Source organism: Streptomyces boninensis (genome assembly GCF_048572725.1).
Lineage (GTDB): Bacteria > Actinomycetota > Actinomycetes > Streptomycetales > Streptomycetaceae > Streptomyces > Streptomyces boninensis.
In genome coordinates this window covers 8,672,041-8,685,349 of the sequence record NZ_CP183837.1, presented here as the reverse complement: position 1 = coordinate 8,685,349, position 13,309 = coordinate 8,672,041, and the positions used below count along the sequence as shown (strand labels likewise).

At 70.9% G+C, this 13,309-nt stretch carries 9 protein-coding genes; 1 reads left to right on the top strand and 8 read right to left on the bottom strand.

Annotated features, from left to right (window positions below):
- Positions 1 to 12 precede the first annotated feature (12 nt).
- Complete coding sequence (locus tag ACNNMR_RS39105; protein WP_419999472.1) at positions 13 to 2,238, top strand: glycoside hydrolase family 3 N-terminal domain-containing protein; 2,226 nt, start codon at positions 13 to 15, stop codon at positions 2,236 to 2,238.
- 33 nt (positions 2,239 to 2,271) lie between these two features.
- Here ACNNMR_RS39105 and ACNNMR_RS39100 read toward each other — a convergent pair whose 3' ends face one another.
- The 8 genes from ACNNMR_RS39100 to ACNNMR_RS39065 all read right to left on the bottom strand — a co-directional run bounded on the left by ACNNMR_RS39100 (position 2,272) and on the right by ACNNMR_RS39065 (position 13,275).
- Positions 2,272 to 3,492: an alginate lyase family protein gene (locus tag ACNNMR_RS39100; RefSeq protein WP_419999471.1), complete on the bottom strand. Its 1,221-nt coding sequence runs from the start codon at positions 3,490 to 3,492 to the stop codon at positions 2,272 to 2,274.
- A gap of 199 nt (positions 3,493 to 3,691) precedes the next feature.
- Complete coding sequence (locus tag ACNNMR_RS39095) at positions 3,692 to 5,782, bottom strand: pectinesterase family protein (protein WP_419999470.1); 2,091 nt, start codon at positions 5,780 to 5,782, stop codon at positions 3,692 to 3,694.
- Between the two features lie 107 nt (positions 5,783 to 5,889).
- Positions 5,890 to 7,140: a right-handed parallel beta-helix repeat-containing protein gene (locus tag ACNNMR_RS39090; protein WP_419999469.1), complete on the bottom strand. Its 1,251-nt coding sequence runs from the start codon at positions 7,138 to 7,140 to the stop codon at positions 5,890 to 5,892.
- An 81-nt stretch (positions 7,141 to 7,221) separates the two neighbouring features.
- On the bottom strand, positions 7,222 to 8,529 hold the full coding sequence (locus tag ACNNMR_RS39085; RefSeq protein WP_419999468.1) for a pectate lyase family protein: 1,308 nt from the start codon (positions 8,527 to 8,529) through the stop codon (positions 7,222 to 7,224).
- A 14-nt stretch (positions 8,530 to 8,543) separates the two neighbouring features.
- Positions 8,544 to 9,368, bottom strand: a complete 825-nt coding sequence (locus ACNNMR_RS39080) for a rhamnogalacturonan acetylesterase (protein ID WP_419999467.1) — start codon at positions 9,366 to 9,368, stop codon at positions 8,544 to 8,546.
- 100 nt (positions 9,369 to 9,468) lie between these two features.
- On the bottom strand, positions 9,469 to 10,818 hold the full coding sequence (locus ACNNMR_RS39075; protein ID WP_419999466.1) for an ABC transporter substrate-binding protein: 1,350 nt from the start codon (positions 10,816 to 10,818) through the stop codon (positions 9,469 to 9,471).
- 109 nt (positions 10,819 to 10,927) lie between these two features.
- Complete coding sequence (locus ACNNMR_RS39070) at positions 10,928 to 12,439, bottom strand: family 43 glycosylhydrolase (RefSeq protein ID WP_419999465.1); 1,512 nt, start codon at positions 12,437 to 12,439, stop codon at positions 10,928 to 10,930.
- Positions 12,436 to 13,275 (bottom strand): PmoA family protein, encoded by an 840-nt coding sequence (locus tag ACNNMR_RS39065; RefSeq protein WP_420000629.1) that lies wholly within the window; start codon positions 13,273 to 13,275, stop codon positions 12,436 to 12,438. Before ACNNMR_RS39065 ends, ACNNMR_RS39070 begins: the two co-directional genes overlap by 4 nt.
- Positions 13,276 to 13,309: the final 34 nt, after the last annotated feature.

Sequence of the window (13,309 nt, the reverse complement as noted above, 5' to 3'; positions counted from 1 at the left end):
GCTAGGAGATACATGCTGAAGCCCTGGCAGGACCCGGCCCTGCCCGCCTCCGTACGCGCCGCCGACCTGCTCGCCCGCATGACCAGCGGCGAGAAGACCGCGCAGCTGGCCGGCGTCTGGCTGGGCGGGAAGAACGCCGACGGCGCCGAGGTCGCCCCCGGCCAGGAGGAGTACGCCGACCGCGGCCCCACCCTCGACGAGTTGCTGCCGTACGGGCTCGGCCACCTCACCCGCCCGTACGGCACTACCCCCTTCGAGCCCGCCGATGGCGCGGCCCGGCTGGCGGCGCTGCAGCGGCAGATCAGGGCCGGCAACCGGTTCGCACTGCCGGCCATCGCGCACGAGGAGTGCCTCACGGGATTCGCCGCCTGGCAGGCGACCATCCTGCCCACCCCGCTCGCCTGGGGCGCCACCTTCGACCCCGACCTCGTCGCCGAGGCGGCCGAGGCGATCGGCGCCACGCTGCGCGCGGCCGGGATCCATCAGGGCCTCGCCCCGGTGCTCGATGTCGTACGGGACCCGCGCTGGGGCCGCACCGAGGAGGCCATCGGCGAGGACCCGTATCTCGTGGCCACCATCGGCACCGCCTACGTCCGGGGCCTGGAGGCGACCGGCATCGTCGCCACCCTCAAGCATTTCGCCGGCTACGCGGCCTCCCGCGGCGCCCGCAACCACGCCCCCGCCCCGCTCGGCCCGCGCGAGCTGGCGGATGTGGTCCTGCCGCCGTTCGAGATGGCGCTGCGCGACGGCGGCGCCCGCTCCGTGATGCCCGCGTACAACGACATCGACGCGCTGCCCGCACACGCTCACACCGAGCTGCTGACGCACCTGCTGCGGGAGGAGTGGGGCTTCGCCGGGACGGTCGTCTCGGACTACTTCGCCGTCTCGTTCCTGCAGTCCGCGCACCAGGTCGCCGACTCCCCCGCGGCCGCCGCCGAACTCGCCCTGTCGGCGGGCGTGGACGTCGAGCTGCCGGCGGCCCGCTGCGTAACGCCCGGCACCCGGCTGCCGGAGGAGCTGCTCGACCGGGCCGCGCTGCGAGTGCTCACCCAGAAGGCCGAGCTGGGCCTGCTCGACCCGGACTGGGTGCCGGACGGCGATGCGGACCCCGACCTCAACCCGCCGCAACTGCGGGACCTCGCCCGCACGATGGCGGAAGAGTCGGTGGTGCTGCTGGCCAACGAGTCCGGCCTGCTGCCGCTCCCCCGCGGCCGCCTGCGCATCGCCCTCGTCGGTCCGCTCGCGCACGAACAGGCCGCCATGCTCGGCTGCTACACCTTCCCCCGGCACGTCGGCCCCCGCCACCCCGGCCTGCCCACCGGCGTCGAGGTGCCGACGCTCGCTCAAGCACTGCGGGCCGAGTGGCCGGACGCGGAGGTCACCCACGACCCCGCGCGGGCCGACGTGTGCCTCGCCGTCGTCGGCGACCGCTCGGGGCTCTTCGGGCGCGGCTCCTCGGGCGAGGGCTGCGACGCGGAGGACCTGCGGCTGCCGTACGGGCAGGAGGAGCTGCTCGACAAGACCCTCGCCGACGGGACGCCGACGGTCATCGTCGTGCTCAGCGGGCGGCCGTACGCCCTCGGCCGCTGGGCGGACCGGGCCGCGGCCGTGGTGCAGGCGTTCTTCTCCGGGCAGGAGGGCGGCGGCGCGGTCGCGGGCGTGCTGTCCGGGCGGGTCGAGCCGTCCGGGCGGCTGCCGGTCGGCGTGCCGCGGACGCCCGGCGGGCAGCCGGCGCCGTATCTCGCGCCGCCGCTGGGGCACCGCGGGGCGCTCAGCGCGGTGGATCCCACGCCGTGTTATCCGTTCGGGCACGGGCTGTCGTACACGTCGTTCGCCTGGGACGAGCCGCGGTGCGACCGGGCGGAGATGGCCACCGACGGGGAGGCCGAGGTGCGGCTGACGGTCCGTAACACGGGCGACCGTCCCGGGACCGAGGTCGTGCAGCTCTATCTCCACGACCCCGTCGGCAGCGTCGCCCGCCCGGTGATGCGCCTCGTCGGCTACGCCCGGGTCCCGCTCGACGCCGGGGCGTCCGCCGAGGTGCACGCCGTCTTCCCGGCGGACGTCGCGGCGTACACCGCGGCGGACGGCCGCCGCGTCGTCGAACCCGGGGCGCTGGAGCTGCGGTTCGCCGCCTCCAGCGCCGACGTCCGGCACACCGTGCCGCTCACCCTGACCGGGCCGGTGCGGGCGGTGGGGCATGAGCGGAGGCTGCGCTGCGAGCTGCGGGTGAAGTGACCGGCCGCGCGCACATCCACCGCCCCGCCGCCGTCACTTGGCGTACATGAGCGTCCCGAAGCCCAGCTGGTCGTAGCCGCCGCTGTTGGGCCCGTAGTCACCGCCGCCGCCCTCCGGGCGGGTCTTCTCCGCCATGGCGGTGATGTACGGGACCGACAGCTTGCGCCGCTTCGCGTAGTGGTAGTGCAGCAGGTCCCACACCGGCCGCGCCTGGCCGCGGCCCGCCTCGGAGATGACGGTCTGCTCGCGCTGCGCGCAACTCTGGCCCGTTCCCCAGGTGTACTTCGTGAACGGCACGTCCTCGCCGAGGTTGTACTTGGCGACGTACTGGGCGGCCTTCAGGAACCGGTTGTCATCGTAGCCGTAGAGGTCGTCGCCCTGGTTCCAGGCCATCTCGCAGATGGCGCCCATCTGGCCCATGCCCATCATGGTGTGGCCCTGGTCGCGGCCGGACTCCTGCCACTGGCCGAGGTCGCCGTGGAGGAAGGGGACGGCCTTCTTGATGACGCCGTTGCCCTCGCCGTTCTTGAAGTAGTCGACGGCCTGGTCGTACTTGGCGGCGTCGTCGTTGAGGATGCCGATGGACATGACCGAGGCCATGCTGCACAGGTCCCAGTTCGCCCAGTAGTTGGTGATGCAGGCGCCGTTGTGCTCCTTCAGAAACTGGTTGTTCAGCGGGTAGAAGACGTCGGTCAGCATCTTCTGGAAGCGGGCCAGCTCGAAGCCTTCGTAGCCGCGGATGAGCTCGGCCGCATTGGCGAACTGCCAGCCGTAGAGGCCGGCGGCCAGGAAGCGGTCGGCGTTGCCGGTGACCGTCTTCAGGGTGCCGGACCAGGCGTTGAGGATGTCGCGGGCGCAGTCGCCGTGGGCCTTGTCGCCGGTGACGTGGTAGCGCAGGGCGTTCTGGTACGCGGCGTGGATGTCGCGGTACAGCTGCACGTAGTTCTGGCCGTCGCCGCCACGCACGACGGTCTCCAGCGGGCGCGGGGCCCAGGTGGCGGCGGCGTGCGGGTTGGCGGCCAGGCGCTGGTAGCCGCCCGCCCACGGCTCGGTGCCGGCGGCGACGCGGACCTTGGCGCGGTTCAGGTCGCCCGCGTTGTGCAGCGCGCCCGGGTGGGCGAAGGCGGCGGGGGCGGCCTTCGCCTTGTCGCCGCCACCGGTGACGTACGCGGTGACGGTGCCTGCCGCGCCGACGGCGGCCGCGGCGCCGGCCATTCTGATGACGGAACGGCGGGAGAGTCTGTGGCGGGCCATGTGGGGTGGCTCCTTATGAATGGGGGACGTTGTTCGCGATACCGAACGTGATCCGATATCCCAACCCGCGGGAGTGTAGGGCAGCCCGCCCTCCGTGGAAACCGGTTGGCACAGATCGGCCGAGGGGTGCCGGGCGGTTGCCCGGCGCCCCTCGGCCTCACTGTCGGCAGGTCCCCACCTGCCACCGGGTGCTGCACCCTCAGACGGCACCCGGAGTCCAGTCGCCGAGCCAGTCGGCGATCTCTTGCTGCGCGGCCTGAGCGTCGCTCAGGATCGGCCGGTCCTCGCTCGCCTTGCCCGCGCCGTCGCCCGAGTTCTGGTACTCGGCGAAGCGGTCGTCCTTCCAGGAGAACCCGGACATGTCGGTCCACGGCGCGTCCTTGATGGCGCCGCTGAGCGTCGAATCGCGGACCGTGGTCTGCGGGTCGAGCGCCGCGTCGCCGCCGGCGTGCCAGGGGCGGCCGAGGTGGAAGGAGTCCCCGGAGACGTCGCCGTTGACCGTGGAACGGCTGATCAGGATGCCGTTGCGGCCCGCCGCGGTGCTCGGTGCGGTGACGTAGCCGCCCGAGTCGCCGTTCCAGCGCTTCTTCAGCGTGATCACCGAGCGGTCGACGACGGCGGTGGCGCGGCCGAAGATGAAGTCGACATTGCCGGTGATGGTGGACCCGGTGATGTAGACGCGGGAGCGGACGTCCTTGGACGGCGAGTCCATCAGGAGGGTGTCCTGGTCGCCGCTGATCAGCGCGTCCACGATCTGGATGCGGTCGCCGATGGTGCGCAGCGCGACCGCCTGCTGGTCCTTGATGACGCCCTGGTTCTTCTTCTCGTCGAAGTCGTTCGAGACGGTGAGGTTCTGCAGCCGTACGTCATTGGCCTCGACGTGCATCGTGGCGCTGCCCGAGGTGCCGTAGTTGCCGGAGCCGTCGGGCTTCGGGGTGCCGGAGGCGTTGTTGTAGACGATCACCGCGTCCTTGTTGCTCTCGCCGGTGCCCTGGACGGTGATGTTCGGCTTGTTGGACGGGATCTTCACGAGCTCGCGGTACGTGCCGGGAGCCACGGCGATGGTGATCTGGTCCTTGTTGCCCGCGGGCACGGCGTCGATGGCCTTCTGCACGCTCTCGTACTGGCCGCTGCCGTCCTTCGCCACGGTCAGCGTCTTCTCCGCGGCGACCGCCTTCGTGTCGGCGGTGACGCCCTTGGCCGTGGTGCCCGTCGTGGTGCCGATGGAGCCCTGCGGGCCCGACTCGGTGGCCAGCAGCGCCGGGAGGCCGTCGGCGGGGTCGAGTTCGTAGTCGTAGAAGTCCTTCGGGTCGAAGGCGCTGCCGCCCTTCTCATTGCGGCCCGAGGTGTCCTTGAAGACATTGCCGCGCTGGACGATCTCCGCGCCCTCGTCCTTGGTGACGGGGTCGGTGAAGCCCTGGAAGTAGCTGTTCTCCAGCACCATCTTGGTGGCGCCGCGGGAGTAGTTGCCGTACGAGGACGAGATCTCGGTGCCCGGGTCGTCCTGCAGGTAGTTGTTGTAGAGGTGGGCGTGCTCGGCGTTGTCGGTGGACGGGTTGCGCTGCTCGGTCTCGCGGATCCAGTTGTGGTGGATCGTCAGGTCCGCCGTGACGTTCTCGGTCCAGCCGATGCCGAAGGCCTTGTTGTTGGTGGACAACCGGTTGTAGGACACGGTCACATTGGTGGTGTCCTTGCGGCTGTCGATCAGGCCGTCGGCCATGTGCCGCAGGTCGTTGTGGTCGATCCACACGTGGTGCGCGCCGTCCATCTGGATGGCGTCGAAGTCGTGCTCCTTGTCGTTCCAGGTGCCCTGGTACGAGTCGCGGATCGTCAGGTTGCGGATGATGACGTTGTGCACGCCCTCGCCGAGGAAGAAGCCGCCGCCGACGATGTGGCCCTCGGTGCCGGCGCCGACGATGGTCTTGTCGGAGGCGACCTTGATCTCCTTGCCGACCGGATCCATATCGATCTTGCCGGCCACGATGATGGTGTACGGCTCCTCGGCGATGGCGTACTTCTCCAGTTCGGCGAGCGTCTTCACGGTGACGGTCTTGCCGTCGCGGCCGCCGTACGTGCCCTTCTGACCCTCGGCCTCGACCGAGGCGAAGCCGTCAGCGGTGTCGTCCGCCCAGGCGGCCACCGCGGCCTTGGCCCCGGGCTCCGTACCGGAGTCGTCGGCGGCGGCGAAGCCGTAGGTCAGCCCGCCCGCGGTGATGACCGCCAGCGGGATGGCGACATTACGGAGCGTCCTCAGCCGGCGGTTCCGGTGCTTTCTGCGCGGGTCACTCACGTCTGGTCCGTTCGTAGTGGGGGGACAGTGATCAGGTGGCAGTCGCCGCCGGGGAGGAGAAGGTTGCCGCCCCGGCGGCGAAAGACCTGATGGATCGCCGGCCGGGCTCAGCCGAAGGTGACCTTCAGGCTGCCGTCGGAGGCAAAGGACCACTTCAGGGCGCCGCTGTAGGCGCCGCACCGGGAGCCGTTGGTGCCGGTCCAGAACTGGTTCGAGCTGTCCGCGCTGCCGACGGTCTTGTCGTTCGACCCGTCGACGGAGAAGCGGCAGGAGGTGTTGTCGCGGTACACCGAGGTGCCCTTGTCGAACGAGAAGTTGCGCTCCTCGTTGTCGATGCTGACGTTGCCGCTGATCGTCATCTTCCCGGGGTTGCTGTTGTACGTGAACCCGTGCTTGCCGTTCTTGTACGCGATCGAGCTCTTGACGATGTGATCGACGGCGATGTCGTCGCCGCCGAGCTTGTAGCCGTTGCGGTCGCCGTTGCCGGCCTGGGAGCCGTCGCTGAGGGTGCCGTTGCCGTACGCGAGGGAGTTCTCGATGGTCACCGGGCCGATCGCGCCGGTCTCTGACTTGGTGTAGAGGTCCCAGCCGTCGTCGATGTTGTTGTGGGCGACGTCATTGCGGAAGACGTTCCCGGTGCCGGTGGTGAGCTTCGCCGCGAAGCCGTCCGCGTCCTCGCCGTCGGAGTCGGCGTTGTCGTGCGACTCCGCGCTGACGATGAGATTGCCGGCCGGCCACTGGCTCTTCGGGGTGGTGGAGGTGATCCGGCCCAGCTGCAGCCCGGTGTCCCGGTTGAAGCGGGTGACGGTGCCCTCGACGACGTTGTGGCTGCCGCCGACGAAGATGCCGTTGTCGCCCGCGCGCTGCACGGCGAGGCCCTTGATGTGCCAGTACGAGGCGTTGAGCTGCAGCCCGCGGTTCGACGAGCTCTCGCTCTGGGCGGAGAAGTCCAGCACCGGCTTCTCGCTCGGGTAGGCGGTCAGGGTCGTACGGGCGCTGGATGTGCCGTCGCGGCCGACGGGGACGGTGACGGTGGCGCTGTACTTGTAGGTGCCGGCCCGCATGTAGATGGTGCCGCCCGCGGTGACCTTGCCGATCGCGGTCTTCAGCGTGGTCGGGTCGGACTGGGTGCCGGACGCCCCGTCGGTGCCGCCGGGCGCGACGTACAGCGCGTCGGCGGCGAGGGCGGTGGCCTTGGTCTCCGACGCCTTGATCTCCGACGCCTTGATCTCCGACGCCTTGGCCGCCGGCGCCGTGGACTCCTGCCCGGTGACGTCGGCCAGTGCGTACCCGCCCGAAACGGCGGCGAGCCCGCCGGCGAGCAGGCCGGCGCAGACCGCGGCTGTTCTCCGTTGCATGGATCTTCCCTTCGTCCAGTGGAAGTGGTGCGGTGCGCGAGGGAGCGGTGAGCGGCTGTGCGGGTGGGGACTGGCCGGGGCTCAGCGCAGCTTTCCGGCCCCTGCGCGGGCGGCCAGCAGGTGCGGCAGCACGCGCGGGTGGTCCACCCGCGTGCGCAGCGACGGCGTCCAGCCGGCGTCGGCGCGCAGCGGCGCCTCCGGGTACTGCGCGTTGTGCGCGGCGATCAGGTCGGTCGGCCTGCCGTTGACGTAGTTGCGCTCAGCGGTGACCGGAGCGTCCGACCAGCGCTTGAGGATCTGCCCGGCGCCGATGCCGTCGGGGAGCGTGACGGCGTTTTTCTCCGCGTACAGCCGGGACTCGTAGCCGATGCCGAAGACGTAGCCGAACTTCTGCTCCGGCTTGATGTCGAAGTGGTTGTTGTACGCGTCGACCTGGCCGAAGCGGACCCGCGGGGCGCGCTCGACGATGCCGGAGAACCGGTTGTGGTGCAGGGTGACCTTCAGCTTTCCGGCGTCGGTGGCGGCGGCCTTGTCGCTGTTGCCGAAGAGCAGGGTCTTGTCGTGGTCCTCGAAGGAGTTCCAGGAGGCGGTGACGAGGTTGGCGCCGCGGACGATGTCCAGCTCGCCGTCGTGCTGCTGGTACAGGGCGCCGAAGTACACCGGGAGCGAGCTGTCCGGGCGGCGGCCGTCGGTGAAGGTGTTGTGGTCCACCCACACGTTGGTGGCGCCGTCGATCACCAGCTGGTCGTACTCGGAGTTCCACTCCCCCTCGTTGGTGCCGTCCCACTGCGGGAAGCAGTCGTAGGCGTCCTCGAAGGTGAGGTTGCGGACGATGACGTTGTGCGCGTCCCGTACGGACAGGGTGGCGCCGAGCAGCCGGGGGTCGGAACCGGCGCCGACGATGGTGGTGTTGGAGCCCACGCTGAGCTTCACCCGCTCCGCCTGCCTGGCGGCGGAGGCGAGGCGGGCGTCCTCCATGGGGCCCGAGGGCATCTCCTTGCCCCAGGTGGCCGGGTCGTACGCCTTGAGGTAGCCCTCCCGCGTATAGCCGTCGGTGGCGTAGTCGTCGCAGGTGAGCGGCTTGCCCTGGGTGTCGGTGTTGGCGTCGATGACGCCCTTCACCTTGATGATCTTGGGGGCGTCCCCGCCTTCCCTGAGCGCGGCGGCCAGCTCCTCGCGGGTACGGACCGTGAACACCTGCTCCTTGGCGGCAGCGGAGCCGCCGGTGACCCCGGGCCCGTACGCGCCCCAGCCGTCACCACGCGGCAGCGTCTCGCGGGCCGTGTCGGGGCGGTGCGCCCCGGACTCGGCGGCGCCCGCCCCCGGCGCGAGGACGGCTACGGTCGCGAGGCAGAAGATTCCTACGATGGCACGTGCATGACATCTCATGATTCCGCGACTCCTCAACGGTCGGCGGCCGCGGCGGGCGGCCAGGTGATCCACGATGTGGGTATGTCGTCCTCGAGCCGGCGCAGCTGCCTCTCGGCCAGCACGCCGGTGCGCAGCAATCCGGCGGCGACCAGGCGGGCCACGGCGATGGCGCCCGGCGGGTTGAAATGGGTGTTGTCCTGTTCGGCCGGCGTCCAGTTGAAGTACTTCTTGGTCTCCTCCGGGCCGAGCCGCTGCCACAGCGCCAGCGACTGCGCCAGCGACTGCGCCTGGGTATCGAGCAGCGGCACGTCCTCGGCCTTCGCGAGCGCCCGCATGGCGTCCGGGTATGCGCCGTGCGACGGCAGCGCCTGCCCGGCATCGTCGAAGCGGCGCCGCTCCACCGGCGTGGCCAGCACCGGGCGGGCGCCGCGGTCCCGGGCTCCCGCGACGTACCGGCGCAGATAGTCCTGGTACGTCGACCAGGGCTCCGTATAGCGGGTGGGATCCTCGGCCTTCTCGTCGTTGTGGGCGAACTGGATCAGCAGCAGGTCGCCCGGGGCGATCGCCGCGAGGATGACGTCCAGCCGCCCCTCGTCGGCGAAGCTCTTCGAACTGCGGCCATTGACCGCGTGGTTGGCGACCCGGATGCCTGCATGGAGGAAGAAAGGCAGCGCCATCCCCCAGCCGGTCTCCGGGGCCGCGTCCGCGTATTTCTGGGCTGCGGTGGAGTCGCCCGCGAAGTAGACGGCGGGCTGCCGCCGGCCGTCCGCGGCAGCCCGGCCGGTGGCGGCGGGGAGGGCCGCGCCGGCCGCGGCCAGCACACCGGCCGTGGTGAGCCGCGTTCGGGTCAGGGACACGTCGTCGTGCCTTTCCGTACGGGAATCCGTGCAGGGGAGGTGGGCGGGCCGGCGGCTGTCAGGAGACCGCCGGCCCGCGGTCATAGGAGGTGCGGTTTGCTTACTTCTTCTGCTCGTCCCACTCCGCCTGCGCCTTGTTGAGCTGCTCGGCGAGGGTGTCGAGGAAGTCCTTGGCGCTCATCTTTCCGAGGAGCACCTTCTGGAAGTTGGGCTCGTTGTCGGCCTTGCTGATGGTGTTCCAGTCGGGGAGGTAGTACGGCAGCTCGACGATCTTGATCTTGCCGTCGTTCAGCGCCTTCGCCGCGAGATCGGTGGACTCGGACTTCTTGATCCAGGCGTCCTTCGCCGCATCGACGTTGGCCGGAATGGCGCCCGCGGACTCATTCCACCGGCTGTTCGCCTTGTGCGAGGCGGCGAACTCGATGAAATTCCAGGCGGCCTTCTTCTTCTTGCTCGCCTTGAAGAGCCCGAGGCCGTCGATCGGGTTCGACACCTGCACGCGGGTGCCGTCCGCGAGCGTCGGGTTGGGAATGCCGCGGAACTTCTCCGGGCCGCCCAGCGCCTTCACATGGTCCTGATGCGAGCCCAGGTTGTGGCTGAGCATGCCGATCTGGCCGCTGTCCCACTGGGCGACCATCTTCTTGAAGTCGTTGTTGACGTCCGCGGACGGGGTGGTCTTCTTGTAGAGGCCGACGTAGCGCTGCAGCGCGGCCACGTTCTTGGGGTCATTGACGGTGGTCTTGTCGCCGTTCCAGAAGGACGTGATCCCCGATTGCCCGTACATGGCGTCGAGCGCCTGGGCAATGGACCCCTCGCCACCGCGAATGGTGTAACCGAACTTGTTGCTGCCCTTGTCGGTGAGCTTCTCTGCGGCGGTGTAGAACTTCGGCCAGCTGGTCGGGGCGTCCAGGCCCGCCTTCTTGAAGAGGTCGGTGCGGTACCAGAGCGTGCCGTTGTTGGCGGAGGTCGGCACGGTGTACATGTGCTCGCCGCCGCCGGACGACTTGACGCTCTTGGTCATGACCTCGCTGAGCTTGCCCTGCAGCGAGCTGCCCGCGATCCGCCCGTCGAGCGGTTCGAGGGCGTCCTGCGCGGCGATGCCCGCGAGCATCGCGCCGCCGACGCCGCCGACGTCGGGCAGGCCGCCGCCCTGGATGGCGGTGTCGTACTTGGACTGGACGCTCTCGGCGGGGATCCCGACGTACTTGACCTTGATGTCGGGGTACTTCTTCTGGAAGTCGTTGATGATGACTCGCCAGACGTCGGTGCGGACGCCCCCGTTGTTGTCCCAGAAGGTGATCTCGCCTGCGGCCTTGCCCTCCTCGCCGCCTCCCCCGGTGCCGGAGCCGTCGTCCCCGCAGGCGGCGACGGTCAGCGCGAGGGCGGCGGTGAGGGTGATGGCGGAGGTGGCGCGGCGGTGTCGGCCGGAGCGGTGCTGGCTGGTGAACATGGGCGGCTCTCTTTTCTGGGGTTGTGGATAACTTCGGGATGTCTGGGTGGGCGGGATAGCCTGGAAGGGGCGTGGCCCCCGGGAGGGCGGGGACTGTGCGGGTCCGCCGTCAGTCGCGGATACGGAACCGGGTGAAGACCGCTCCCCCAGCCCGCCCCTCCCCCGGCGGCGCGACCGCGAAGAGACCGAGCAGGGCGCCGACCCACCTCCAGGGACGGGCGGTGAAGACCGGGCCGGCTTCCCGGAAGCCGTCGCCGGTGTCGGCATAGAAGCGGCAGCGGCCGTGTTCCTCCGCCTCGATGCGCAGGCGGGCCCGGCCGTCGGGGGCGGGGCGCGGGTGGGCCGCTTCGCGCTCCTTGACGCTTGTCTCCTCCGCGAAGTGGTGGACCAGCAGGGCCCGGCCGTCGGCGGCGCGCTCCAGGCCGACCCAGCGGTACGCGTCGCCCAGCAGCACCAGCCCGGCGCGGGCACCGGCCACCACGGACGACAGCTCCAGCTCGACCTCGACGGTGACCGGCTCGCCCGGGAGCCGCTGGGTGAGGACGTGCGGGACGGCGCGGAGGTCGTCGCCCGGCGCGTCCGCCGTCCCGCGGACGCAGGTGAGGTGCAGGCCGCTGCCGGGCTTGCGGGTGTGCCAGTCAGACCCCGGGTTGGCGATCCACGACCACTGATGCCCGAAGTCCCCGCCCGCGAAGTCGTCGTCGGTCGCCGGCGCGGCGCGCCGCTGCGGCGGCAGGTCCGGCTTGCGGTGCTCGGCGACCGGGGCGCCGCCATCGCCCATCACCGGCCAGCCGCCGGCGTCGAATGCCATCGGCTGCAGGTGCACCACCCGCCCGTACGCCCCGCGCTGCTGGAAGTGCAGGAACCAGTCCTCGCCCTCCCCCGTGCGCACCCAGCCGCCCTGATGCGGCCCGTTGACGTCGGTGTTCCCCTGCTCCAGGACGATGCGCTGCTCGTACGGGCCGAAGAAGTCCCGCGCCCGGAAAGCGCCCTGCCAGCCCGTCTCAACGCTCCCGGCCGGGGCGAAGATCCAGAACCAGCCATCCTGCCGGTACGCCTTCGGCCCCTCGATCGTGAACCAGCCGGGGATCGTATCGCCGTCGACGATCACCTTGCCGTCATCCAGCAGGCCGGTGCCGTCCGGGCGCATGCGATGCCCGGTGAGCCGGTTCTTGATCCCGGAGCGGGAGCGCGCCCACGCATGCACGAGGTACGCGTCCCCCGTCTCCGCGTCCCACAGCGGGCACGGGTCGATCAGGCCCTTCCCCGCCTTCACCAGGTACGGACGCGTCCACGGGCCGGTCGCGGCCGGAGCGTTGACCTGGTAGATCCCGAAGTCCGGGTCACCCCAGAAGATCCACAGCCGCCCGTCGTGATGCCGGATCGACGGCGCCCACACCCCCGAGTCATGCCGCGGGACGCTGAAGTGCTCCTCCGGCTCCAGGCGTTCCAGCGCGTGGCCGACGAAGGTCCAGTTGACCAGGTCCTTGGAGTGCAGCAGCGGCAGCCCCGGGGCGCGGCCGAAGGTGGAGGCGGTGAGGTAGTAGTTGTCGCCGACGCGCACCACGTCCGGGTCGGAGAAGTCGGCGTTGAGGATGGGATTGCGGTACGTGCTCGTCACAGGCTCACCGCCTTGCGCGCGAGCGTCGCCGCCTCGCCCCGGGACAGGGTCCCGTCCGCGACGACCGTGACCACGCGCCGTACGAGCGTCTCCCCCGCCTCCAGCGGCAGCCGCCGCTCGGCCGCCAGCGACGACCCCACGCCCGGATAGTCCGCGGCCCGTACGAACCAGGGATCGCGTCGCGTCTCCTCGGTGGCGCCCGCGAAGACCAGCGTCCAGCCGACGCCGCCGAGCGCCAGCCAGTCGGCACACGCACCGTGCACCGCCGCCTCGCCCTCCGCCGCCGCGGTGAAGACCCGCGGCGCGACCTGCTCCTTCGGCGCCCGCCAGAAGAAGCCGCCATAAGCGGCGCCCGGGCGCCCATTCGTCTGCGGACTGCCGATGGACAGCGACGACGAGGTCGCATTCGTAAGGCAGAAGGTGAAGTCCAGTGCCCAAGCCGAGTCCGTCAGCTCGGCCGCCGCCACCGTCCGCCGCTCGCGCAGCAGCGGGCGGCCGCCGGCCGTCCAGCCGAGCTCGGCGACGAAGCCGTCCGCATCGCGCAGCGGGAAGCCGGTGTGCCGCTGCTCGCCGTGGTTGTCGAGCTCGGTCGGCCCCTGGTCGCGGACGAAGGTGCGGCCGCCCCAGAAGTTGTGCCCCTCGACGTCGGGTACGGCAACACCGACGCCGAGGTGGTGTGGGTGGTCTGCGGGGAGTTCCTCGGTGACCGGGGTGCCGGTGAGGGTCCAGACCGGGTGGAAGTACGGGCGCGGGGCGTGGCCCGCGGGCAGTTCGGTGCGCAGCCAGTAGCGGGCCACGGGCCGGCCCGAGCAGTGCAGGAGGTGGCTGTCGCTCATCGGGTCGTCGGGCCCTTCGGCCAGTGCGGAAAGG

What these genes read in the sequence shown, in the direction of transcription:
- ACNNMR_RS39105 (WP_419999472.1), top strand. Translation starts at nt 13, where the DNA reads ATGCTGAAGCCCTGGCAGGACCCGGCCCTGCCCGCCTCCGTACGCGCC.
- ACNNMR_RS39065 (WP_420000629.1), bottom strand. Translation starts at nt 13,275, where the DNA reads ATGAGCGACAGCCACCTCCTGCACTGCTCGGGCCGGCCCGTGGCCCGC.
- ACNNMR_RS39100 (WP_419999471.1), bottom strand. Translation starts at nt 3,492, where the DNA reads ATGGCCCGCCACAGACTCTCCCGCCGTTCCGTCATCAGAATGGCCGGC.
- ACNNMR_RS39090 (WP_419999469.1), bottom strand. Translation starts at nt 7,140, where the DNA reads ATGCAACGGAGAACAGCCGCGGTCTGCGCCGGCCTGCTCGCCGGCGGG.
- ACNNMR_RS39075 (WP_419999466.1), bottom strand. Translation starts at nt 10,818, where the DNA reads ATGTTCACCAGCCAGCACCGCTCCGGCCGACACCGCCGCGCCACCTCC.
- ACNNMR_RS39085 (WP_419999468.1), bottom strand. Translation starts at nt 8,529, where the DNA reads ATGAGATGTCATGCACGTGCCATCGTAGGAATCTTCTGCCTCGCGACC.